The sequence below is a fragment of the Salmonella sp. NW645 genome, from assembly GCF_051703725.1.
Classification (GTDB): Bacteria; Pseudomonadota; Gammaproteobacteria; order Enterobacterales; family Enterobacteriaceae; genus Salmonella; species Salmonella enterica.
This window is the reverse complement of sequence record NZ_JAMMKR010000006.1, coordinates 241,309-262,622: the sequence shown is the minus strand read 5'-3', so window position 1 is coordinate 262,622 and position 21,314 is coordinate 241,309. Positions and strand designations below refer to the sequence as shown.

Below are 21,314 nucleotides of genomic sequence, written 5' to 3'. Positions count from 1 at the left end.
GTGTAAAAGTGGTCCTGCCAATATTGTTGTGTATGGATAATGACAACAAATAGTTAACTAGATGTTATTTATTGGCAACGGTATTGTAGGGGTAATTTAATGAAATGTGAACATGTGGCCGGATTTAGCGGGAATTGGTAGGGCCAATTAAGGGGTGAGTACAACAAAGGGAAGTGAAAAGGCAATGGCATTATGCCATTGCCTTTGATGTCGGGAGTATTGTTACTCCATTACCACTGGAAGCCAGCGCCAATAGCTGCAGAGTAATCGCCCTGGCTGTTACTGGTTCCTTGCAATTTATACACCCAGCCCCCGCTTTCACTTACCATGGAGACACCAATAGCGACGGCACTTTCACCATTAAATGTACCGCCAGCAATCGAGGTCATGTTGGCGCCTGGAGCGTAGGCTTGTGGCAGACCGGCCATGGCCATCGCTGAGGCGATACCGCCGCTCATCTTGTTTTCTACGCCTTTGATTTTGCTGTTCATTTCACCCATTTTCTGGTCGGTATAGGTGTTTGCTTCTTCGACGCTGCGTTTCAATTGCGCATAGTTAACCGCATCCGTATCGTTCACCGCCGCTGAAACATTGCCGATCCGAGTAGTACCGCCACTCCCGTCTCCCAGGTTGAGCACGCTATAGTTAACCGAGCCATCTGCATTGGTTTCATAACGAACGGAGCCTGCTTCTGAAGCTTTCAGTTGCGCCACATTAACCGCGTCAGTGTTGTTCACCCCTGCGGCAACGTTGGTAATACGGCGTTGTTGGGTAGAAGAGCCGACAGACACAGTATTAGCTTCATCTGCGACTGAATTTGTGCCTAACGCTACGCTGTTTTCAGCGGCAGCAATAGAGCCAGAGCCAATCGCAACACTGTCTTTACCCTGCGCATTAGCATCTACGCCATCGGTGTTGGTCTTGAAGTACTTGGTGCTACCGGTAGTGACAATATCGCCGACAGAGTTTTCGATATTGGTGACGCGGGTATCAAGACTACTCACCTGCGTGTTCAGGTTATTGATACTTTCGGTATTTGCGGCAACACGGCTGTCGGTGACTTTCAATTGACTAACGTTAACGGCATCGGTATCTGCCGAACCCGCCGCGACGTTAGTGATCTGACGTTGACCGTCTTCACTGCCGACAGAGAACTCACCGACAGAGTTCTGCGGTGCGTCCATGTTGTAGGCGGTGTAGTCAGTCTGTGCGCCGCGAGTGGTCTGAGAACCATTACCCATTGCAATACTATTTGCATGGTTGGCGCGTGCGTTAGAACCGATAGCAATACCGTTGATGGCATCAGCCATCACCAGTGTATTCAGACCAATACCAATACCTGCATCAGCATTGACGATGGTTTTCGCACCCATTGCCAGTGAGTCAGTCCCGACAGCCAGTGAATCTTCTTCCGTTGAGTTTGCGTGGTAGTACTTGGTCGGTGTAGTGGCGACCGCACCAATGGCATTTTGTAACTGACGAACTGTTACCGCATCTTGCGCTTCAGAGCCGTCCGCAACGTTGGTAATTTGACGATAGCTTACTCCATCCGTCCCCAATGACAACGCGCCCAGCAACTCTCTGTCTGTTGTATTGTAGCCAATGACGACGCCATCGCTTGTTACGCTCGTTGCTCGTATACCTGATGAAATAGCGCGGTTAGAGGTGGAGCCACTGCCCAAAGCGATGCTGCCATCAATGCTGCTGCTGCTGTTCTCTCCAAGCGCCAGACTCGAAGCACCGGATGCGACGGCGTTGTAACCCACTGCCGTTGCGCCGTTACCCGTTGCGTATGCATCCTGGCCTTCAAGCCCGTTATCATTCGTACGGATGTATTTCACGCCGGTACCATTTTCCGTGATATAGGTTTCGCTGGTATCGCCGGCTAGTTGGCTAATAGATTCATTATACTGAGAAATCAGCAAGTTAGTTTCATAAAGCTGAGAGCCATTAACAGCGTCAGTACTGTCACTGGCGATTTCACCTGCTGCTACGTTGGTTATCTTATTGGTACCGCTGGTACCGTGGCTGGCGCTGAACGCACCCTCTTCGTCATCCCAGCTCAGTGCATCGGTACCAAGATTGGTGATGGACGTATTGATATCCGCGATAGCAGAGGTGTTTTGATCTACCTTCTGGTTGGTTTCATACAACTGTGAGCCGTTTACCGCGTCTGTACTGTCCTCAGAAAGCGCCCCGGCGGCGACATTGGTTATTTTACTGATGCTTCCACCGTGGTTTGCGCTGAAAGCGCCGATGTCTTCGTCCCATAACAGAGCGTTATCAGTGAGGCCGGTAATGGACGTATTAATGTCGGAGACAGAAGTATTCAGGTTCTCAATCGCGGTGCTGTTCTGAGTGATGTTGGTGGTATTGGCGGCGATATCGGTCGTGTTCTGATCCACTTTTTCATTGGTTTCGAACAGCTGCGATCCGTTAACGGCGTCGGTACTTCCTTCAGACAGCTCCCCGGCGGCAACGTTGGTGATTTTGTTTGTTGTACTACTTCCGTGGCTGGCAGAGAACGAACTCGTTGTCTCATTCCAGCTCAGGTTGTCAGAGCTAAGGTTAGTGATGGACGTATTAATATCTGCGATAGCAGAGGTGTTTTGATCCACCTTCTGGTTGGTTTCATACAACTGGGAGCCGTTCACCGCGTCTGTACTGTCTTCAGAAAGGTCCCCGGCGGCGACATTAATGATTTTGCTGGCGTTTCCGTTGCGGTTAGCGTTGAATGCGCCAGAGGCTGCATCCCACAACAGGGCATCGTCAGTGAGCGTGGTGACGGAGTTGCTCAGGTTGTTGATACTGGTGGTGTTGGTGGCGATATCAGTGGTGTTCTGGTTGATGCTGGTTGTATTGGCAGCGATATCCGTGGTGTTCTGCGACACATTTTCGTTGGTGGCAAACAACTGTGAGCCGTTAACAGCATCGGTGCTGTCCGCGGCCAGGGTGCCCGCCGCCAGATTGGTGATCTTGCTGTCGCTTCCGTTGTGCTTAGCGCTGAATGCGCCAGAGGCTGCATCCCACAACAGGGCATCGTCGGTGAGCGTGGTGACGGAGTCGCTCAGACTGTTGATACTGGTGGTGTTGGTGGCGATATCAGTGGTGTTCTGGTTAATGCTGGCCGTATTGGTGGCAATATCAGTGGTGTTCTGATTGATGCTGGTGGTATTGGCGGCGATATCGGTAGTGTTCTGGTTAATACTGTCGGTATTGGCAGCGATATCCGTGGTGTTCTGCGACACATTTTCGTTGGTGGCAAACAGCTGGGAGCCGTTAACGGCATCGGTGCTGTCTGCGGCCAGGGTGCCTGCCGCCAGATTGGTGATTTTGCTGTCGCTTCCACTGTGGTTGGCGCTGAATGCGCTTGCGCTGCCATCCCACAACAGGGCATCGTCGGTGAGCGTGGTAACGGAGTTGCTCAGACTGTTGATACTGGTGGTGTTGGTGGCGATATCAGTGGTGTTCTGATTAATGCTGGCCGTATTGGCGGCGATATCGGTTGTGTTCTGGTTAATGCTGTCGGTATTGGTAGTGATATCAGCGGTGTTCTGATCCACTTTCTCATTTGTATCAAACAACTGGGAGCCGTTAACCGCATCAGTGCTGTCTGCGGCCAGGGTACCTGCCGCCAGATTGGTAATCTTGCTGTCGCTTCCGCTGTGGTTAGCGCTGAATGCGCTTGTGTTGCCATCCCACAACAGCGCGTCTTCGGCTAATCCTGCGACAGAGGCCTCTGTATTCGTGATAGAAGTGTTAAGTGCGCTTAACGCACTGCCTACGTTATTGTAGATGCCTGTGCCCACCTTGTAGAGGGGCGCATTCACTGTACCATCAGAATTAACGGAAGCCCCTCCGCCTAGTCGATCGGCGACGGATTGACTTAAAGAATAAATTTGCGCACCTGTAACGGCATCGGTACTGTTGGCATTGATGTCGCCTTTAGCAACGTAGGTGATCTGTCGCTGAGTGGTGCTGTTACCCACGGCGACCGAATTGTCTTCCAGAGCGGTAGAGCCCGCGCCAAGGGCGACTGAGTTGGTGCCTATCGCTTGTGCGCCATTACCAAATGCAGCGCTGTCGTCGCCGCTCGCAGTGGCTTGATAACCTAATGCAGCGGAAGTTGCTCCGCTTGCGACAGATTTATAACCTAATGCAACCGAGTTTGCGCCGCTCGAATCGGCATACACGCCCATTGCCATCGAATAACTCCCGCCAGCTGAGGATGAGGCCCCCATCGCAATAGCCCGGTCACCGGCTGAAACGGATTTTACGCCAAGCGCTAGCGAAGAGTTGCCGGTGGACTGGCTGTATGAACCAATGGCGGTACTCCATTTCCCCATCGCGGAGGCGTGATAACCCATTGCGGCGCTTGCGCCATCAACGTTGGTGTAAGTATTGGCTGTGGCATCGGTACCAATTGCAATCCACCCTGTTCCTGCAGTGGAGTCGGATGGAGTAACACCGCTGCCAGTATCTTTACCTGCATTGGCCAATACATCCGCAGAGACCATAATACTGCTAAGACTGATGAGTGCGGAAACCGCCAGCTTTCTGCGGCCGCTTTTTTTGCCGCGGCTTTTTGCGGTTTCGCTGGTGACAACAAATGTTCCCGTAGCGGCATTCCAGAGGACTTTAAATATTCTGTTCATGGATAAGTGCTTTCCTTTTCTAAAATAGTTGTATCAATGGCTATTATTTTTTTGGCTTCTTTTTCGTATCATTAATAGGTTGTATGCTGTCGAATATGACATTCTCCATGTTAATACCTATTTTTAGATACTTAAGATTATTGGGCGATACGCCTTTTAATGTTAGCGTGACGTTTGTCCATGTTCCCGGTAAAAGTTCGATTGTCGAATCCATTTTCGTGTTAAGCAGGAGTTGTTTCCAGCGAGGCAGATCTTTTGCCTCGGAAGGTTTTTTCGTACCCCATGTCATATTAAACGCAAGGTTTGATACGGGAATGCTGAGTAAGTTAACTAAATCAAGATGAATAACACTTCCATCATCTATTGGCTCAATAGATAGAATACGCCCGGCTAATCCGATATTGCCGTTGTTAATAATAAAATAGCGCGTTTGTGATGGATCCAGTTCTGTGTAGTCGAATAGCCGTTGTTTGCGTTCAACGCGGCCAACGACTTCGGCGACCTTTTGGGTCGTGTTGATAATCGTAGTTTGTTGTTTTTCTAACAGATTTATCTTTGCTTCTTGTTCTTTTTGTTGTTTTTCTAACAGATTTATCTTTGTTTCTTGTTCTTTTTGTTGTTTTTTCAGTTCTTCAACAAGGTGTTTATCTGCAAAGTAATCACAACCAGATAAAAAGAATGTGAATCCCAACGCAAGCAGGGGGATAAATTTTCCATTTTTGTGCATATAAAATATCCTTGTTAATAATTTATATAATATAAATAGTTAACCTGTTATTTATACAGCTAACTCATCATTTTGCGAGCATTGCCAATAGCCATTAATATATGGTTATAATTAAAACATTCATTGTTTCTATAGGAATGTGCAAATACCCGACGTTGTTTATCAATTACTCATAGCAATACTTTATAAAAATATAATTATAATGTTTATGTATGAGCATTTTTTTTCATGGATGATAATGTTATTTAATTTTGCGGGTCAATCATATTCTGCGGGATATGAGAAAAGGGGATGAAAAAATTCATTGCATAAATACAAATAGGCATGATAGTGGAATTTTTCATCCCGAAAAAGCGGGGATTACCGTTAAAAATGAACTTGTATATAAGCGGTGTAAATACGTCTGGATAAAAATTCGGAATATAGCCCGATGCTCTCAAGACATCCTCCGTACACGGGTGTCCTGAGAGCCTGGGATGCGGAAGGTTTAGAACTCGCTCTTCGCGAACCCTGTCATCTCTTTGAGCCCCATTTCCCGGCCCAGCGCCGTCATCGGGTGCACCACGATCAGGCCGCGTACGCTTTTTTTGAGTTTGCCCATATCGGCCTGCTCTTTTTTAGTGATCGCGCGGCGAAACGGCAGGTTCATCAGCTTCTGCGCTTCTTTACTCAGTTTCTGGCTGTGTACTTCGCGCAGACGGATAATTTCTGCTTCCAGCGTCTCTTTTTCTTTTTCCAGCTCCGCGTATTTATCGGCGGATTCAACCAGAGAGAGACCTGCCTGCTGGTGGCGAATAGCGTCAAGACGATCGCTCAGGCGTTTAATTTCGTTTTTTTCAACTTCTTTCATGGGATAGCTTCTGATAGAAATGGGATAGATACCCTATAGTATGCGCGCAGTGAGTGATTCTTCACAACTCATGACGTAAAGATAATCAACTATGGCAAGTATTACACCGCTAATTATTTAGTTATCTCTTTGAGAATAAAATCTTTTTTTCGAAAGAAAAGATGAAGCGCTTTTTTGCCGGCAAGAAAAGCGATTAAGCACATTTTCCTCAATGACAACGCTAAATTGATCCTAAACTCAAATAAGCGACCGCGGGAGTCAGACGCGGGTCACACATGGAGGATCTATCATGGCAAAAATAGGTGAGAACGTACCACTTCTTATTGATAAAGCCGTCGATTTTATGGCGTCCAGCCAGGCGTTCCGTGAATACCTGAATAAAACACCGCCGCGTGATTATGTTCCTTCCGAGGTGCCGTCGGAGAGCGCGCCCATTTATTTGCAGCGTCTGGAATATTACCGGCGGCTGTACCGACCAAAAGAAGAAGAAAGAGGTTAACGGCGGGATTTACTTTTGAAAGGCCTTTTTTAAGCTGATTTTAGAAATCAGCTCGGTCAGGGAGAGAACCATCGTCGAACGCACCGCCTGCTGGTAGCGCTGAATTTGCATGGCGTAGAGCGCCGCGTCGGACGTATCAAAATGCGGCGGCGGCGGCAGCGCCATGACGCAGTGCAGTTCGCCAAACGGCCCGAGGATTTCATCGTCGGTAAAGGCGTACTCATTGCCGTCGTGATTCAGCTCTTCGCGCAGCGCCATTAACAGCTCCGCATCTTCATATTCGGTGCGGCTGAGTACGCCCAGGCCATAGATAAGTTTCAGACGTACCGAAAGATCGCCCAGCGGTCCGTCGCCGTCCAGCAACGGTTCCACAGCGTATTTCACCGCATAGTCGTCTTTGCGAAACACCTGGAGCACCAGAATATTCACCGCCTCGGTCAATAACTCGACGGCAGTAATCAGGAAGCTCCGTACGGTTTTGCCAGCATTCAGACGCTCAAGCACACGATTTTCAAAGGCCTGGGTTTGTTCCATTATTGCCTGCATATCTGACAATCTGTTATTTGGGCGCAGGCTAACCTGCGCCGGGTTCTGCGTCATTTGGTCGCGTTATAAGCGTTAACCGCCTCCGCCACCACATCGCTATTGGCATCCAGCCCGGAAATTTGCGCCAGAGCGGCCTGTGGACCTTTTTCGTCAATCAGCGCGGCCAGTTCCTGTGCCTGCGGATCTTCTTCACTACGGAAATGCATCGCCGCCGCGATCCCTTTGACCAGATTCACATGCGGCAGACCATATTCCAGGGTGCCAAGCAGCGGTTTGATCAGACGGTCGCCCGCGCTGAGTTTGCGTAGCGGCTGACGTCCAACGCGCTCAACATCATCTTTCAGATACGGGTTTTCAAAACGACCGAGGATTTTCTGAATGTATGCCGCATGTTTGTCGGCGTCAAAACCGTAGCGTTTGATCAGCACCGCGCCGCTTTCTTCCATCGCGCCTTTAACCACCGCGCGAATACTCTCATCGAGAATGGCGTCGCGAATGGTTTGATGACCGGCTAATTTGCCGAGGTACGCGGTTATAGCATGACCTGTGTTCAGCGTGAAGAGTTTACGTTCGACAAATGCCATCAGGTTATCCGTTAACTCCATCCCCGGAATGGTCGGCAACGCGCCTTTAAACTGGGTTTTATCGACGATCCACTCGCTGAAGGTTTCTACCGTCACTTCCAGCGGGTCATGGGTGGCGGAAGCAGATGGCGGCACAATACGGTCAACGGCGGAATCGACAAAACCGACGTGCTGTTCAACCCAGGCTTTATCGCCATCCGCCAGCGCGTTCATTACATGGCCTTTCAGCTGTGTGGTGCCGCGCACCATATTTTCACAGGCGATGATATTCAGCGGGGCATCCACGCCCTGCGCCTTACGTTTTACCAGCCCTTTAGCGATGGCCGGAGCGATACGCTCAAGCACAACCGGACCCACGGCAGTAGTGATTAAATCAACGTGGGCAATCAGGTCGACAACATCATCGCCGATGCTGCTGACAGCGTTGACGCCGGAAACGGTATCCACCTGCTCATTTTCACCCACAACATGAACCTGATAGCTATGACGGGCATTCAGGGCATCGAGTACGACCTGGTTTACATCCGCAAACGTCAGTTGTATCCCCGCGTCAGCCAGCAATTTGCCGATAAAGCCACGACCGATATTACCTGCGCCAAAATGTAATGCTTTCATAGTATTAACCTTCATTAATGTTTTTACCCGAGAGGGCTGGGGTGAGGCTTTTCCCTCAACCTAACCCTCTCCACAAGGGAGAGGATATCGCCTTCATATTTCGAACTGCAGATGCGTTGGCTCTCCTCGCTCACCCCAGTCACGTACTTATGTACGCTCCTGGGGATTCACTGCGTTGCCGCCTTCCTGCAGCTCGAACTATTTTGGGGATACTTAACTGTTAAGCTTTTTTACCTGCCAGCAGTTCCAGCACTTCATCCACGCTGGTGGTGTGCGCCAGACGTTCGATCACGGATTCATCATCCAGCGCGTTGGTCAGACTAGTGATGACCTGGATGTGCTCATTGTTACGTGCGGCGATACCAATGACCAGACGGGCAATATCGTCTTCTTCTTCACCGAAGCGTACGCCTTCCGGATACTGGCAGAACACCACGCCGGTTTTCAGCACGCGGTCTTTCGCTTCTACCGTGCCGTGCGGTACTGCGATGGATTCACCGAGGTAAGTCGGCGTCAGCTTTTCGCGGTCCAGCATCGCCTCGACGTATTCCGGCTCAACATAGCCGCCTTTCACCAGTTGTTCACCGGCAAAGCGAATCGCCTCTTCTTTGTTAGCGGCTTTACGGCCCAGGAAGATATTCTCCGCGCCCAGCTTGAACAGGTTGTTATCACCCTCCTCAAAGCTGTCTTTCAGATGGTCGCGTACTTTCTCTTCATTAGTATTGTGGCGCTGTGCGGCAACCAGACGTTCGGTCAGGCTGGTGTACAGGCCGCTATCCAGGAAGTTGGTCAGCGAAATATGCTGCGCCTGCGGTACCTGACGCATCGCGCGCTCGGTAAGGTCACGGTGAGTAATGACCAGATCCACATCCGGCGGCAGATTGTTAATGGCGCTGTTGGTGACGGAGATCTGGCTCAGGCCCGCATCCTGTACTTTCTTACGCAGTACCCCTGCGCCCATCGCGCTGGAACCCATACCGGCATCGCAAGCCACGATGATTTTACGCACATGGCTCAGGTCGTTGGTCACGTCGCCAGCCGCCAGCGGAGAGGCGCCTTTAGATTCCGCTTTCATGTCCTGCATACGACGGGTGGCCGCTTCAATGTCATCTTCTTCTTTCACTTTGCTGGTTTTCAGCAGAATTGCAGACACCACGAAGGACACCGCCATTGCCGCCACGATGGCAGCGATGTTAGCGAAGTAAGCGCCTTTTGGCGTCATCGCCAGTACCGCCAGAATGGAACCCGGAGATGCCGGAGAGACCAGACCGCCGTTCAGGATGGTCAGGGTGAATACGCCGGTCATACCGCCGAGAATCACCGCCAGAATCAGGCGTGGGTTCATCAGCACGTACGGGAAGTAGATCTCATGGATACCGCCCAGGAAGTGGATAATTGCCGCGCCGCCCGCAGACTGTTTAGCGCTGCCACGACCGAAGAACATGTACGCCAGCAGGACGCCCATCCCCGGACCCGGGTTAGCTTCAATCAGGAAGAAGATGGATTTACCCATCTCATGGGACTGCTGGATACCCAGCGGTGAGAAGATGCCGTGGTTAATCGCGTTATTGAGGAACAGGATTTTCGCCGGTTCAACAAAAATGGACGCCAGCGGCAGCATATCGTGCGCCACCATGAAGTTAACGCCCGCCGCCAGAATTTTGGACAGGACTTCAACCGCCGGACCAATACCGAGGAACGCCAGGATGGCGAGGATCATACCGATGATGCCAGCGGAGAAGTTGTTCACCAACATCTCAAAACCGGATTTGATCTTACCGTCTACCCAACTGTCGAATTTCTTAATGCAGTAGCCGCCTAATGGACCGGCGATCATCGAGCCGAGGAACATCGGCATATCCGCGCCGACAATAACGCCCATGGTAGTGATAGCGCCCACTACGCCGCCGCGTTCGCCGCCAACCAGACGACCGCCGGTATAACCGATGAGCAGCGGCAGCAGGTAGGTGATCATCGGACCAACCAGTTTCGCCAGCGTTTCGTTAGGCAACCACCCTGTTGGAATAAATAATGCGGTGATAATACCCCACGCGATAAACGCGCCGATATTAGGCATCACCATATTGCTGAGGAATCGACCAAAGCTTTGCACTTTGATCTTAATATCGGATGACATAAAAACACCCCTTCTTATGTTGCTGTCGCGCAGGCTGAAAGCCCGAGGTTTGTTAATGTAGCGGCAGAGGTAGCCGGACCCTGTAGTGTAGATACTGCGCAATCTGGCACTGAATCGTTCAACTGTCCAGACAGGGACAATTTATGTGATTTGTGTCACATAAATATAGGGGGTAGAGAGGTAATTGATGTGATATTGATCACAAAGTGGCTGTGTAAAAAAACAACGAATCTAATTTTTAGCTCTTAAAAGGCAATTTTATGTGAGATATTTCACATTTTTATTTTGGTGCTTTGTTGAATTTTTGTGATCTTCTTCACAAGAAATTTTAAGCCCGGGTAACGTCAATACGATCCGGCAAACATTTTGTCGCGAGCCCTCTCACGTTATGTCATTCAGCAACCTCCTTTTGTGTCTCTTTTCGTCTTATTTGAGCCATACTATGATTTTTACTGGTTGGCAAAAAGGACACGGCATGAAACTCATCGGTAGCTACACCAGCCCTTTTGTGCGCAAAATCTCTGTTCTGCTGCTCGAAAAAGGCATCACCTTCGAATTTATTAATGAACTACCCTACGAGGCGGATAACGGCGTGGCGCAATACAACCCTCTGGGTAAGGTGCCAGCGCTGGTGACGGAGAAAGGGGAGTACTGGTTCGATTCGCCGATCATCGCGGAATATATTGAACTGCTGGATATCGCGCCAGCGATGCTCCCGCGTGACCCAATGGCAGCGCTTAAAGTTCGCCAGCTTGAAGCGTTGGCTGACGGCATTATGGATGCAGCGTTGGTTTCTGTACGCGAACAGGCGCGCCCGGCGGCGCAACAATCGGAAACGGAACTGTTGCGCCAGCGGGAAAAAATCAACCGCAGCCTGGATATGCTCGAAAGTTATCTGAGCGACGGGACACTAAAAACGGATACGGTCAATCTGGCGACTATCGCGATTGCCTGTGCGGTAGGCTATCTCAACTTCCGCCGGGTCGCGCCTGGCTGGTGCGTTAGCCGCCCCCACCTGGTTAAACTGGTCGAAACGCTTTTTCAACGCGAAAGCTTTGCCCGCACCGAAGCGCCAAAGGCTTGACGCGCATTATGTCCGCCTGAGCAAACTCACGTTACAATCCCCCTTATGTCGATATCCCTCTCCCGCCAGGAGAGGGCCACCAACAGCCAGGCATTTTCATGACAAGCGAAACGCGTACACTCTACAGCCAGCTTCCTGCTATCGATCGCTTATTGCACGATAGCGCTTTTCTTTCTCTGCGCGATCGGTATGGCCATACCCAGGTGGTTGATCTGCTTAGGCGGATGCTTGACGACGCGCGCGACGTCATACGGAATACGCAAACGCTTCCCGACTGGTACGCAGACTGGGCGCAAGAGGCGAAACTCCGGCTGGAAAATGCGGCGCAAAGCGCGCTGCGCCCGGTGATTAACCTGACGGGGACGGTGCTGCACACCAATCTTGGCCGCGCATTGCAGGCGCAAGAAGCGATTGAGGCAGTAACGCAGGCGATGCGCGCGCCGGTGACGCTGGAATACGATTTGGATGGCGCCGGGCGGGGGCATCGCGACCGGGCGCTGGCGACGCTATTATGCCGTATCACCGGGGCGGAGGACGCCTGTATCGTCAATAACAATGCGGCGGCGGTATTGCTGATGCTGGCGGCGACCGCCAGCGGCAAAGAGGTAGTGGTTTCGCGTGGCGAGCTGGTCGAAATCGGCGGCGCGTTTCGTATTCCGGATGTTATGCGCCAGGCGGGCTGTACGCTGCATGAAGTGGGCACCACCAACCGGACGCACGTGAAAGATTACCGTCAGGCGGTAAATGAAAATACCGGGTTGTTGATGAAGGTGCATACCAGTAATTACAGCATTGAGGGCTTTACCAAAACGGTAGAGGAAGCGGAACTGGCGGAAATCGGGCGAGAGCTGGATATTCCGGTGGTGGCGGATCTGGGCAGCGGTTCGCTGGTGGATTTAAGTCAATATGGCTTACCCAAAGAGCCGATGCCGCAGCAGCTCATTGCCGCAGGCGTCAGCCTGGTAAGCTTCTCCGGCGATAAGTTGCTGGGCGGGCCGCAGGCCGGGATCATCGTCGGCAAAAAAGCGATGATTGCCCAACTGCAAAGCCATCCGCTGAAACGCGCTCTGCGCGCGGATAAAATGACGCTGGCGGCGCTGGAGGCCACGTTACGTCTGTATCTGCACCCGGAAGCGTTGGCGGAGAAATTACCCACCCTGCGTCTGTTAACCCGCAGTGAAGCGTCGATTCGCGAACAAGCGCAGCGGTTACAGGCGCGGCTGGCGGCACGTTACGGCGATGAATTTGCGCTGGAGGTTAAACCCTGCCTGTCGCAAATCGGCAGCGGTTCATTACCGGTAGACCGCCTTCCCAGCGCCGCCATGACCTTTACCCCGCACGACGGGCGCGGTAGTCGGCTGGAGGCGCTGGCGGCTCGCTGGCGCACGCTGCCTGTACCGGTCATTGGCCGAATTTATGATGGCCGTTTATGGCTGGATATGCGCTGTCTTGAAGACGAAAGCCGGTTTATGGAGATGATGCTGAAATGATTATTGCAACTGCCGGACACGTAGACCACGGTAAAACAACGTTGCTCCAGGCGATTACCGGGGTCAATGCCGACCGTCTGCCGGAAGAGAAAAAACGCGGGATGACTATCGATCTGGGTTACGCCTATTGGCCGCAGCCGGATGGCCGTGTGCTGGGCTTTATCGATGTGCCTGGGCATGAAAAATTCCTCTCTAACATGCTGGCGGGCGTAGGCGGTATCGATCACGCTTTGCTGGTGGTCGCCTGTGATGACGGCGTCATGGCGCAAACGCGCGAGCATTTACAGATCCTGCAACTGACGGGCAATCTCCAGCTCACCGTCGCGCTGACCAAAGCCGATCGCGTGGACGAGGCGCGTATCGGTGAAGTACGTGAAGAGGTACTGGCGGCGCTCGACAACTATGGCTTCGCCGATACCGTTTTATTTGTCACCGCCGCCAATGAAGGACGCGGTATTACAGAACTTCGCGCTCATTTACAGCAGCTTCCTGCACGTTTGCACGCCGCGCAGCATCGTTTCCGTCTGGCTATCGACCGTGCGTTTACGGTGAAAGGGGCGGGACTGGTGGTGACCGGAACGGCGTTGAGCGGAGAGGTGAAGGTAGGTGATACGCTGTGGTTAACCGGAGTAAATAAACCGATGCGGGTGCGTAGCCTGCACGCACAAAATCAGCCTACCGACCATGCGCACGCCGGGCAACGTATTGCGCTCAATATTGCGGGCGATGCGGAGAAGGAACAGCTTAACCGCGGCGACTGGCTGCTTTCCGATGCGCCGGTGGGGGAAGCTTTTTCCCGGGTGATCGTTTCTCTGGCACTTCATGCGCCGCTTTCCCAATGGCAGCCGCTACATATTCACCATGCCGCCAGCCATGTGACCGGTCGCGTCTCTTTGCTGGAAGGCGGGCTGGCCGAGCTGATCTTCGATACGCCGTTGTGGCTGGCCGATAATGACAGACTGGTGCTGCGTGATATTTCCGCACGCGCCACCCTTGCCGGCGCACGCGTGGTGACGCTTAAGGCGCCGCGTCGCGGTAAACGTAAGCCAGATTATTTGCACTGGCTTTCAACGCTTGCCGCCGCGCAGGACGATAGCGCGGCGTTGGCCATTCATCTGGAACGCGGCGCCGTCAACCTGCCGGATTTCGGTTGGGCGCGTCAGCTTAATCCTCTCGGTATGCGTCAGCTTATTGAGCAACATGGTTTTATCCAGGCCGGAGACAATCTGCTAAGCGCGCCCGTCGCCGCCCGCTGGCAGCGTAAGATTCTCGATACGCTGGCGACCTACCACGAACAGCACCGCGATGAACCGGGGCCGGGACGCGAGCGTTTACGCCGCATGGCCCTGCCAATGGAAGATGAAGCGCTGGTCCTGATGCTGATCGAGCGGATGCGCGACGACGGCCTGATTCATAGCCATCACGGTTGGTTGCATCTGCCGGATCATAAAGCAGGATTTAGCGATGAGCAGCAGGCCGTCTGGCAAAAAGTCGAACCGCTATTTGGCGATGAGCCCTGGTGGGTACGCGATCTGGCGAAAGAGACCGGAACGGAAGAACAATTGATGCGGCTGGTGCTGCGGCAGGCGGCACAGCAAGGCATCATTACCGCGATCGTAAAAGATCGGTACTATCGTAACGATCGGATTGTCGCTTTCGCCAATATGATCCGCGAGCTGGATCAAGAGAGAGGATCAACGTGTGCGGCGGATTTTCGCGACAGGCTGAATGTAGGGCGGAAACTGGCTATTCAGATCCTTGAATATTTTGACCGGATTGGATTTACACGGCGTCGTGGGAATGATCATTTATTACGTGATGCGTTATTATTTCCGCAAAAAGAATGAAATGGTTAAATTAAATCAGAAATGAATCAATACAATTATTGAGTTGATTTATAAAAGCACATCAGCAAACGAACCTGATGTGCTTTTTATTTTTCTGACTTCTTAAAATAGCCATCGTGAGCCTGTTATCAGAATAGTTTTGCCCATATTTTTTGCGCCTTAGTCAGGCGACTCACGATGAGATTGTGGAAATTTATCGCGCGGCGATGTAACGCCTTTGCCCGGTGGCGCGGACGCTTACCGGGCCTGCGTAGACGATGCAGGCCGGATAAGGCGTAATACGTTAGCTTCGGTCGAGCTTTTGCTGCGCCAGCCAGACGGCGCCCAGCCTGCCCGCCTGATTTCCCAGTTGGCAGGGCTGAATCGGCACCTGGAGCGCCTCCCACATTTCAAACGTTTCAAGATGCCGCGTCAGGAGCGGGTAGAGTTTTTCCTGTTCGCTTATTCCTCCGCCGATCAGCACCACGCCCGGATCAAACATAGAGATCACGCTGTAAACGCCGCGTGACAGATAACGCGCCCAGTCATTGACCGCCTCACGCAGATGAACATCGGTCGCCATTCGTTCGAAGATCACATCCGCAGGCGGCATCTCTTCGGCAGGCAGCGCCAGCGCCTGGCGGCACGACGCCATTAATCCGCTGGTTGACGCGATTTTATGCATACTTTCGCCATTGTTCCCGACCGGCATGACGCCGAATTCACCGGCATGGAAATGTGCGCCGCGATACAGCTCTCGTCCGACGATAATACCGCCGCCAATGCCGGTTCCAATGGTGATACAGACCAGATTGTCATAATGCTGCCCGGCGCCTCGCCACATTTCGCCCAGCGCCGCGCAGTTCGCGTCGTTCTCCACGACCAGCGGCAGATCGGTCAGCCCGCTGAACAACTCCATCAGGTTGACGTCATCCAGGTAAGCCAGCGCGCCCGCTTTTGCCGCATGACCGTTATGGGGATTAATATGGCCGGGGAAACTGACCCCGATTGCCGCAATGTCATAGTCCTGTTGGCAACGCGCCACCACATCCTGCCATTTGCGGGTAAACGTGGAGGCGTCCTCTGGCGTATCGAATTGATGATGGGTTAATTCTTCGCCGTCACTGTTAATCACGCCATATTTGACGTGAGTTCCTCCCACATCAATGCCGATATATTGCTGCATAGTGTTCTCCGTACGTTAAACAGGCACCTGTTTAGTATGGCTAAAACCAGACGGAGAAACGTAAAGGAAAGTAATTCGTGATTGCTGTCGTAAAGCGGGAAACCATTGGCGAAAAATTCACCAGTACCGTCTACCCTTGTGGAGTACCTTTACAATAAGGAGTTGGTCATGACGAACAATCCCCCTTCAACACGTATTCAGCCAGGTGAATACGGGTACCCACTGAAATTAAAAGCCCGCTATGACAATTTTATTGGCGGTGACTGGGTTGCGCCCGCCGACGGCGAATATTATCAAAACCTGACGCCAGTGACCGGCCAGCCGCTATGTGAAGTCGCTTCCTCCGGTAAAAAAGATATCGATTTAGCGCTCGACGCCGCGCATAAGGCGAAAGATAAGTGGGCGCATACGTCAGTACAAGACCGTGCCGCTATCTTGTTTAAGATCGCCGATCGGATGGAACAAAACCTCGAACTGTTGGCGACAGCGGAAACCTGGGATAACGGTAAACCGATTCGTGAAACCAGCGCCGCCGACGTACCGCTGGCGATTGATCATTTCCGCTATTTCGCCTCCTGTATACGTGCGCAGGAGGGCGGGATCAGCGAAGTTGATAGCGAAACCGTGGCCTACCATTTTCACGAACCGCTTGGTGTCGTGGGGCAGATAATCCCGTGGAACTTTCCGTTGTTGATGGCAAGCTGGAAAATGGCGCCAGCGCTGGCGGCGGGTAACTGCGTAGTGCTTAAACCGGCACGCCTGACGCCGCTTTCCGTTCTGCTGTTGATGGAAGTCATTGGCGATCTGTTACCACCGGGCGTCGTCAACGTCGTGAACGGCGCGGGCGGCGAGATCGGTGAATATCTGGCGACCTCGAAACGTATCGCGAAGGTGGCGTTTACCGGTTCGACGGAAGTGGGTCAACAGATCATGCAGTACGCCACGCAGAATATTATTCCGGTGACGCTGGAGTTAGGCGGTAAATCGCCAAATATCTTCTTTGCTGACGTGATGGATGAAGAAGATGCGTTCTTTGATAAAGCGCTGGAGGGTTTTGCCCTGTTTGCCTTTAACCAGGGCGAGGTGTGTACCTGTCCAAGCCGTGCGCTGGTCCAGGAGTCCATCTATGAGCGCTTTATGGAGCGCGCTATTCGCCGGGTAGAGAGCATTCGCAGCGGGAACCCGCTAGATAGCGGTACGCAAATGGGGGCGCAGGTCTCCCACGGCCAGCTTGAGACTATCCTCAATTATATCGATATCGGTAAAAAAGAGGGGGCCGATATTCTGACCGGTGGGCGACGCAAGGAGCTGGATGGCGAACTTAAAGAGGGCTATTACCTTGAGCCCACTATCCTGTTTGGTAAGAATAATATGCGCGTCTTTCAGGAGGAGATCTTTGGCCCGGTGCTGGCGGTAACCACCTTTAAAACCATGGAGGAGGCGCTGGAAATCGCTAACGATACGCAGTATGGCCTCGGCGCAGGCGTCTGGAGCCGCAACGGCAATCTGGCTTATAAGATGGGTCGCGGCATTCAGGCCGGGCGCGTATGGACCAACTGCTATCACGCCTATCCGGCACACGCGGCGTTTGGCGGCTATAAGCAGTCTGGCATCGGGCGCGAAACGCATAAGATGATGCTGGAACACTACCAGCAAACCAAGTGCCTGCTGGTGAGCTATTCCGATAAGCCTCTGGGGCTGTTCTGACGCAAGAGGTAATGCCCGATGGCGCTGCGCTTATCGGGCCTACCGCATTGATATCAGCCTGGTGGTAATGTCTGATGGCGCTTCGCTTATCGGGCCTACCGCGTTGATATTAGCTTGGTGGTAATGCCCGATGGCACTTCGCTTATCGGGCCTACCGCATTGATATCAGCCTGGTGGTAATGTCTGATGGCGCTTCGCTTATCAGGCCTACAAAAATTCATCGCAATGTACTGATATTGCAAATCTTGTAGGCCGGATAAGGCGCAGCCGCCATCCGGCACAGTATTACCGCTCGTTAACCCAAATCCGCATTTCGCCCTCGCCGCGGTTGGCCCAGCTAAACCACGGAATGAACGTTAGCGTCTGCGGCTGGCGCGATGACGGCGCGTTATCGTAGTGCCACAACGCCTGATGCTGCGCATCCGCGGCGCTTTGCTTCTCGCCTTCAGCCTGAATCAGCATCTTATGCGCAAAAAGCCCTTTGCCCTCAAAGACCCGGAATTCACTCTCTTTCGGTAGCCACAGATTATGCAGTTCTTCGCCGTTATCGGCCTGCTCAAGGCAATAGACCAGCGGCCCGCGCTGAATGGCGACCTTACCGGCGACGTGACGCGCCAGCGGATTGCCATACACGCGGCGAACCGGCATCGGCAGCGTCAGGGTTATCGTATCGCCCTCCTGCCAGGTTCGACGGATATGCAGATAACCTTTGCGAATATCCTGCTCCACTTCCAGCCCGTTGAGCGTCACTTTTGCCTCAGGGCACCAGTCCGGCAGACGTAGCGCCAGCGTGTGACGTACCGGCTGCACAGAGTCGATGGCAATCTTCACCTGCTCATGCCACGGGTAGTTCCCGCTGATTCGCAGTTTGAGCGCGCCATTTTCAACCGGTATTTCCATGCTGTTACCCACGTACATATTGATGTACAGCGCATCCGCACGCGGCGTGTAGATGTAGTGACCAAGGGAGGTGAGCACGCGGGCGATGTTCGGCGGGCAGCAGGCGCAGCCAAACCAGCGCTGGCGGATGGGCTTAACGTGATCGTAAATATGGTTGAATTTTAACGATTTTGGATGCACTTCCAGCGGGTTGACGTAGAAGAAATGCTTGCCATCCAGCGCCATACCACCGAGGACGGTGTTGTACAGCGCGCGCTCCATCACGTCGGCGTACTGGCTATCGGCTTCCATTTCCAGCATCCGGCGGGCGAACATCATCAGGCCGATTGAAGCGCAGCTTTCCGCATAGACCGAATCATTCGGTAAATCGTAATCGCAGCTAAAGGCTTCGCCACTGCTCTGTGAACCGATGCCTCCGGTGATATACAGCTGACGTTGCGCCATATTTTTCCACAGGCGCAGGCAGTCCTGGCGTTTGCCTTCATCGTTGCTCAGGCGAGCGAGATGCGCCACGCCAGTCATCAGATAGACAAAACGTACCGCGTGGCCAATGGCCGTCTGCTGCTGCGAAATTGGCAGATGCGCCTGGCTGTAGGCTTTGTCTTTGACCATCCACGCCGGGCCGTAGGTATGCCAGTAAGAGGTTTGGCCGCGTTTTTCGTACTCTTCGTCGTAGAAGTGCGGTTGGGCACCGCGCTGCCCGATAAAGTAGCTTGCCAGCGTCATATAGCGCGGCTGCTCTGTTACCTCATACAGACGCATCAGCGCCAGCTCAATTTCCGGGTGGCCCGGATAGCCGTGCAGCTGATTTTCGCCAGGGCCGAAAGTGCTGTCGATATGATCGGCCAGTCGACAAACGACGTCTAGCAGCCGACGCTTGCCGGTGGCCTGAAAGAAGGCGACGCCCGCTTCAATCAGGTGCCCGGCGCAATAAAGCTCGTGGCACTCCGCCAGGTTGCTCCAGCGTTCTTGCGGGGCTTTTGCCGTAAAGTACGTATTGAGATAGCCATCGTCACACTGTGCGGCGGCCACCAGTTCAATCACCTCATCGGCGGTTTTCTCAAGCGCGGGATCGGGCTTCTGGCACAGTGACCAGGCAACCGCTTCCAGCCATTTCGCCACGTCGCTGTCCTGAAAGACCATGCCGTAAAAGTCGCCCGTCTGCTGTCCTGCGGCAATGCGGAAATTTTCAATGGCATGGCTGGGTTCAGCCTCTGGAATACGATCGTTTAACGCATCCCACTGGTAAGGAATAACCACATCGCGAACCAGTTGTTGATACTGTCCGAGGAACGGATCGCTGACCGTCAGTTTATGCAGATCGACTTCCAGTACGTTCATTTCGTGCTCCTTAAGGCTGTAGAGGTCATAGATATTCCTCGCTGACGGGGTATTTTATGGCAGTAATTTTTATTTTCGCGTTATGACCTGATTCATTTTGCCCAGATAGCGGTGAGCGACAAGGCGATAAAAGAGTAAAAAAAGATGACGATTCCGACCCGTATTTAAAAATGTGAGATGGATCGAGTGAAATGACTATTTTTAGTTAATAATCAAAGGCTAATATGAAATACGGTGCTGAATGAGCGGGAAATGACATATTAATGCTCGAATTATCCATAACATTACCGATTAAAGTCCAAAACGGCGGATTATTTATTTCTCGCGGCATTGGGCGTCATCCTGCCAGGCGTCTGCAATCGTGGGAAATTATATTTGTGGAAAAAGGCTGCCTGAAAATTCAGGAAGAAGAATGTGTTTTCTGTGTCGAAGCCGGGGAAAGCCTGTTGCTTTGGCCGCATCGCCGCCATATTGGCGTTGAGGAGTTTCCCGCCGATCTTAAATTTTACTGGCTCCATTTTGAGGTCAAAGCGCCGGACAGCGATCCGCGCTGGCTGACGCATCTTTCCGTGCCGCAGCATACCCAGGTTGCCGATCCGCAGGCGCTGATTGCGCTTTTTCGCCAGTTTATGAACGAGCAGGAAAAGCACCAGCGCAGCCCGGCGCTGGAGTTCATCGTGCTGCTGATTTTGCAGCAGCTCACCGTTGACGCCCGGCAGAATGAAAACGCCGAGGCCGCTGGCGTGTCGCTGGCCTGGAAAGTACAGCAGCTGATTCGAACGCACTATCACCTGCCGCTTTCCAGCTCAGTTCTGGCGAAAGAACTGCATTGCAATGTGGATTATCTGGGACGCGTTTATCGGCGGGTATTTCACCTTACGCTAACGGAAGCCATCCACCGCCAGCGGGTGCGCGAGGCGGAAAAGTTGCTGATTAGCGACGCGCGTTCGTTAAAAGAGGTGGCGGAGCGGTGCGGTTTTAATGATGTTGGTTACTTTCGCCAGATCTTCCGCAAGCACAGCGGCCTGACGCCTACCGCCTGGAAGCGGCGCTACAGTAAGGAACACGTTAATTCTTGAGTATAATCTTTGGCCCTCTGACAAAACGGTTGCAAACTGAATGCCCGATGGCGCTTTGCTTATCGGGCCTACAAGAGTTCATCACAAC

14 protein-coding genes are annotated in these 21,314 nt (G+C 52.6%); 6 read left to right on the top strand and 8 right to left on the bottom strand.

The window, feature by feature from the left end:
* Window positions 1-230 precede the first annotated feature (230 nt).
* From sadA to NA389_RS14910, 3 genes are all read right to left on the bottom strand, one after another.
* Window positions 231-4,655: a trimeric autotransporter adhesin SadA gene (gene sadA, locus NA389_RS14920; RefSeq protein ID WP_061379035.1), complete on the bottom strand. Its 4,425-nt coding sequence runs from the start codon at window positions 4,653-4,655 to the stop codon at window positions 231-233.
* 43 nt (window positions 4,656-4,698) lie between these two features.
* Window positions 4,699-5,382: a DUF3251 domain-containing protein gene (locus NA389_RS14915; RefSeq protein ID WP_000549447.1), complete on the bottom strand. Its 684-nt coding sequence runs from the start codon at window positions 5,380-5,382 to the stop codon at window positions 4,699-4,701.
* 487 nt (window positions 5,383-5,869) lie between these two features.
* A complete protein-coding gene (locus NA389_RS14910) occupies window positions 5,870-6,232 on the bottom strand; it encodes a YibL family ribosome-associated protein (RefSeq protein ID WP_000665687.1) in 363 nt (120 codons plus the stop codon).
* A 289-nt stretch (window positions 6,233-6,521) separates the two neighbouring features.
* Here NA389_RS14910 and NA389_RS14905 point away from each other — a divergent pair, with 289 nt between their 5' ends.
* On the top strand, window positions 6,522-6,731 hold the full coding sequence (locus NA389_RS14905; protein WP_001062558.1) for a hypothetical protein: 210 nt from the start codon (window positions 6,522-6,524) through the stop codon (window positions 6,729-6,731).
* 9 nt (window positions 6,732-6,740) lie between these two features.
* On the opposite strand, the gene mtlR is transcribed toward NA389_RS14905, so the two are convergent.
* From mtlR to mtlA, 3 genes are all read right to left on the bottom strand, one after another.
* On the bottom strand, window positions 6,741-7,331 hold the full coding sequence (gene mtlR / locus NA389_RS14900) for a mannitol operon repressor MtlR (RefSeq protein ID WP_000193201.1): 591 nt from the start codon (window positions 7,329-7,331) through the stop codon (window positions 6,741-6,743).
* Entirely contained in the window at window positions 7,328-8,476 is a 1,149-nt protein-coding gene (mtlD, locus tag NA389_RS14895; RefSeq protein ID WP_000645385.1) for a mannitol-1-phosphate 5-dehydrogenase, read from the bottom strand. The genes mtlR and mtlD overlap by 4 nt, the downstream gene beginning before the upstream one ends.
* Before the next feature lie 220 nt (window positions 8,477-8,696).
* A complete protein-coding gene (gene mtlA / locus NA389_RS14890) occupies window positions 8,697-10,613 on the bottom strand; it encodes a PTS mannitol transporter subunit IICBA (protein WP_000093290.1) in 1,917 nt (638 codons plus the stop codon).
* A 475-nt stretch (window positions 10,614-11,088) separates the two neighbouring features.
* Between mtlA and NA389_RS14885 the strand changes: the two genes are divergently transcribed.
* From NA389_RS14885 to selB, 3 genes are all read left to right on the top strand, one after another.
* Window positions 11,089-11,697 carry a glutathione S-transferase gene (locus NA389_RS14885; RefSeq protein ID WP_000766681.1) on the top strand — a complete coding sequence of 203 codons (609 nt, stop codon included), beginning with the start codon at window positions 11,089-11,091 and terminating at the stop codon, window positions 11,695-11,697.
* A 98-nt stretch (window positions 11,698-11,795) separates the two neighbouring features.
* Window positions 11,796-13,187: an L-seryl-tRNA(Sec) selenium transferase gene (gene selA, locus NA389_RS14880; RefSeq protein ID WP_000200192.1), complete on the top strand. Its 1,392-nt coding sequence runs from the start codon at window positions 11,796-11,798 to the stop codon at window positions 13,185-13,187.
* Entirely contained in the window at window positions 13,184-15,034 is a 1,851-nt protein-coding gene (selB, locus tag NA389_RS14875) for a selenocysteine-specific translation elongation factor (RefSeq protein ID WP_000582396.1), read from the top strand. Before selA ends, selB begins: the two co-directional genes overlap by 4 nt.
* A 283-nt stretch (window positions 15,035-15,317) precedes the next feature.
* Here selB and NA389_RS14870 read toward each other — a convergent pair whose 3' ends face one another.
* Complete coding sequence (locus NA389_RS14870; protein ID WP_001188271.1) at window positions 15,318-16,199, bottom strand: ROK family protein; 882 nt, start codon at window positions 16,197-16,199, stop codon at window positions 15,318-15,320.
* 168 nt (window positions 16,200-16,367) lie between these two features.
* On the opposite strand from NA389_RS14870, the gene aldB reads away from it, so the two are divergent.
* Window positions 16,368-17,906, top strand: coding sequence for an aldehyde dehydrogenase AldB (aldB, locus tag NA389_RS14865; RefSeq protein WP_000183988.1), 1,539 nt, complete (start codon window positions 16,368-16,370; stop codon window positions 17,904-17,906).
* Window positions 17,907-18,191: 285 nt separating this feature from the next.
* On the opposite strand, the gene NA389_RS14860 is transcribed toward aldB, so the two are convergent.
* Window positions 18,192-20,147 carry a glycoside hydrolase family 127 protein gene (locus NA389_RS14860; RefSeq protein ID WP_001101508.1) on the bottom strand — a complete coding sequence of 652 codons (1,956 nt, stop codon included), beginning with the start codon at window positions 20,145-20,147 and terminating at the stop codon, window positions 18,192-18,194.
* Window positions 20,148-20,410: 263 nt separating this feature from the next.
* Here NA389_RS14860 and NA389_RS14855 point away from each other — a divergent pair, with 263 nt between their 5' ends.
* Complete coding sequence (locus NA389_RS14855) at window positions 20,411-21,226, top strand: AraC family transcriptional regulator (protein WP_000891806.1); 816 nt, start codon at window positions 20,411-20,413, stop codon at window positions 21,224-21,226.
* Window positions 21,227-21,314 lie beyond the last annotated feature (88 nt).

Excerpts from the sequence above, each read along its gene's own strand:
- NA389_RS14855 (WP_000891806.1), top strand. The coding sequence starts at position 20,411 with ATGCTCGAATTATCCATAACATTACCGATTAAAGTCCAAAACGGCGGA.
- NA389_RS14870 (WP_001188271.1), bottom strand. The coding sequence starts at position 16,199 with ATGCAGCAATATATCGGCATTGATGTGGGAGGAACTCACGTCAAATAT.
- mtlD (WP_000645385.1), bottom strand. The coding sequence starts at position 8,476 with ATGAAAGCATTACATTTTGGCGCAGGTAATATCGGTCGTGGCTTTATC.
- mtlR (WP_000193201.1), bottom strand. The coding sequence starts at position 7,331 with ATGACGCAGAACCCGGCGCAGGTTAGCCTGCGCCCAAATAACAGATTG.
- selB (WP_000582396.1), top strand. The coding sequence starts at position 13,184 with ATGATTATTGCAACTGCCGGACACGTAGACCACGGTAAAACAACGTTG.
- selA (WP_000200192.1), top strand. The coding sequence starts at position 11,796 with ATGACAAGCGAAACGCGTACACTCTACAGCCAGCTTCCTGCTATCGAT.
- sadA (WP_061379035.1), bottom strand. The coding sequence starts at position 4,655 with ATGAACAGAATATTTAAAGTCCTCTGGAATGCCGCTACGGGAACATTT.
- aldB (WP_000183988.1), top strand. The coding sequence starts at position 16,368 with ATGACGAACAATCCCCCTTCAACACGTATTCAGCCAGGTGAATACGGG.
- mtlA (WP_000093290.1), bottom strand. The coding sequence starts at position 10,613 with ATGTCATCCGATATTAAGATCAAAGTGCAAAGCTTTGGTCGATTCCTC.
- NA389_RS14860 (WP_001101508.1), bottom strand. The coding sequence starts at position 20,147 with ATGAACGTACTGGAAGTCGATCTGCATAAACTGACGGTCAGCGATCCG.
- NA389_RS14910 (WP_000665687.1), bottom strand. The coding sequence starts at position 6,232 with ATGAAAGAAGTTGAAAAAAACGAAATTAAACGCCTGAGCGATCGTCTT.
- NA389_RS14885 (WP_000766681.1), top strand. The coding sequence starts at position 11,089 with ATGAAACTCATCGGTAGCTACACCAGCCCTTTTGTGCGCAAAATCTCT.
- NA389_RS14905 (WP_001062558.1), top strand. The coding sequence starts at position 6,522 with ATGGCAAAAATAGGTGAGAACGTACCACTTCTTATTGATAAAGCCGTC.
- NA389_RS14915 (WP_000549447.1), bottom strand. The coding sequence starts at position 5,382 with ATGCACAAAAATGGAAAATTTATCCCCCTGCTTGCGTTGGGATTCACA.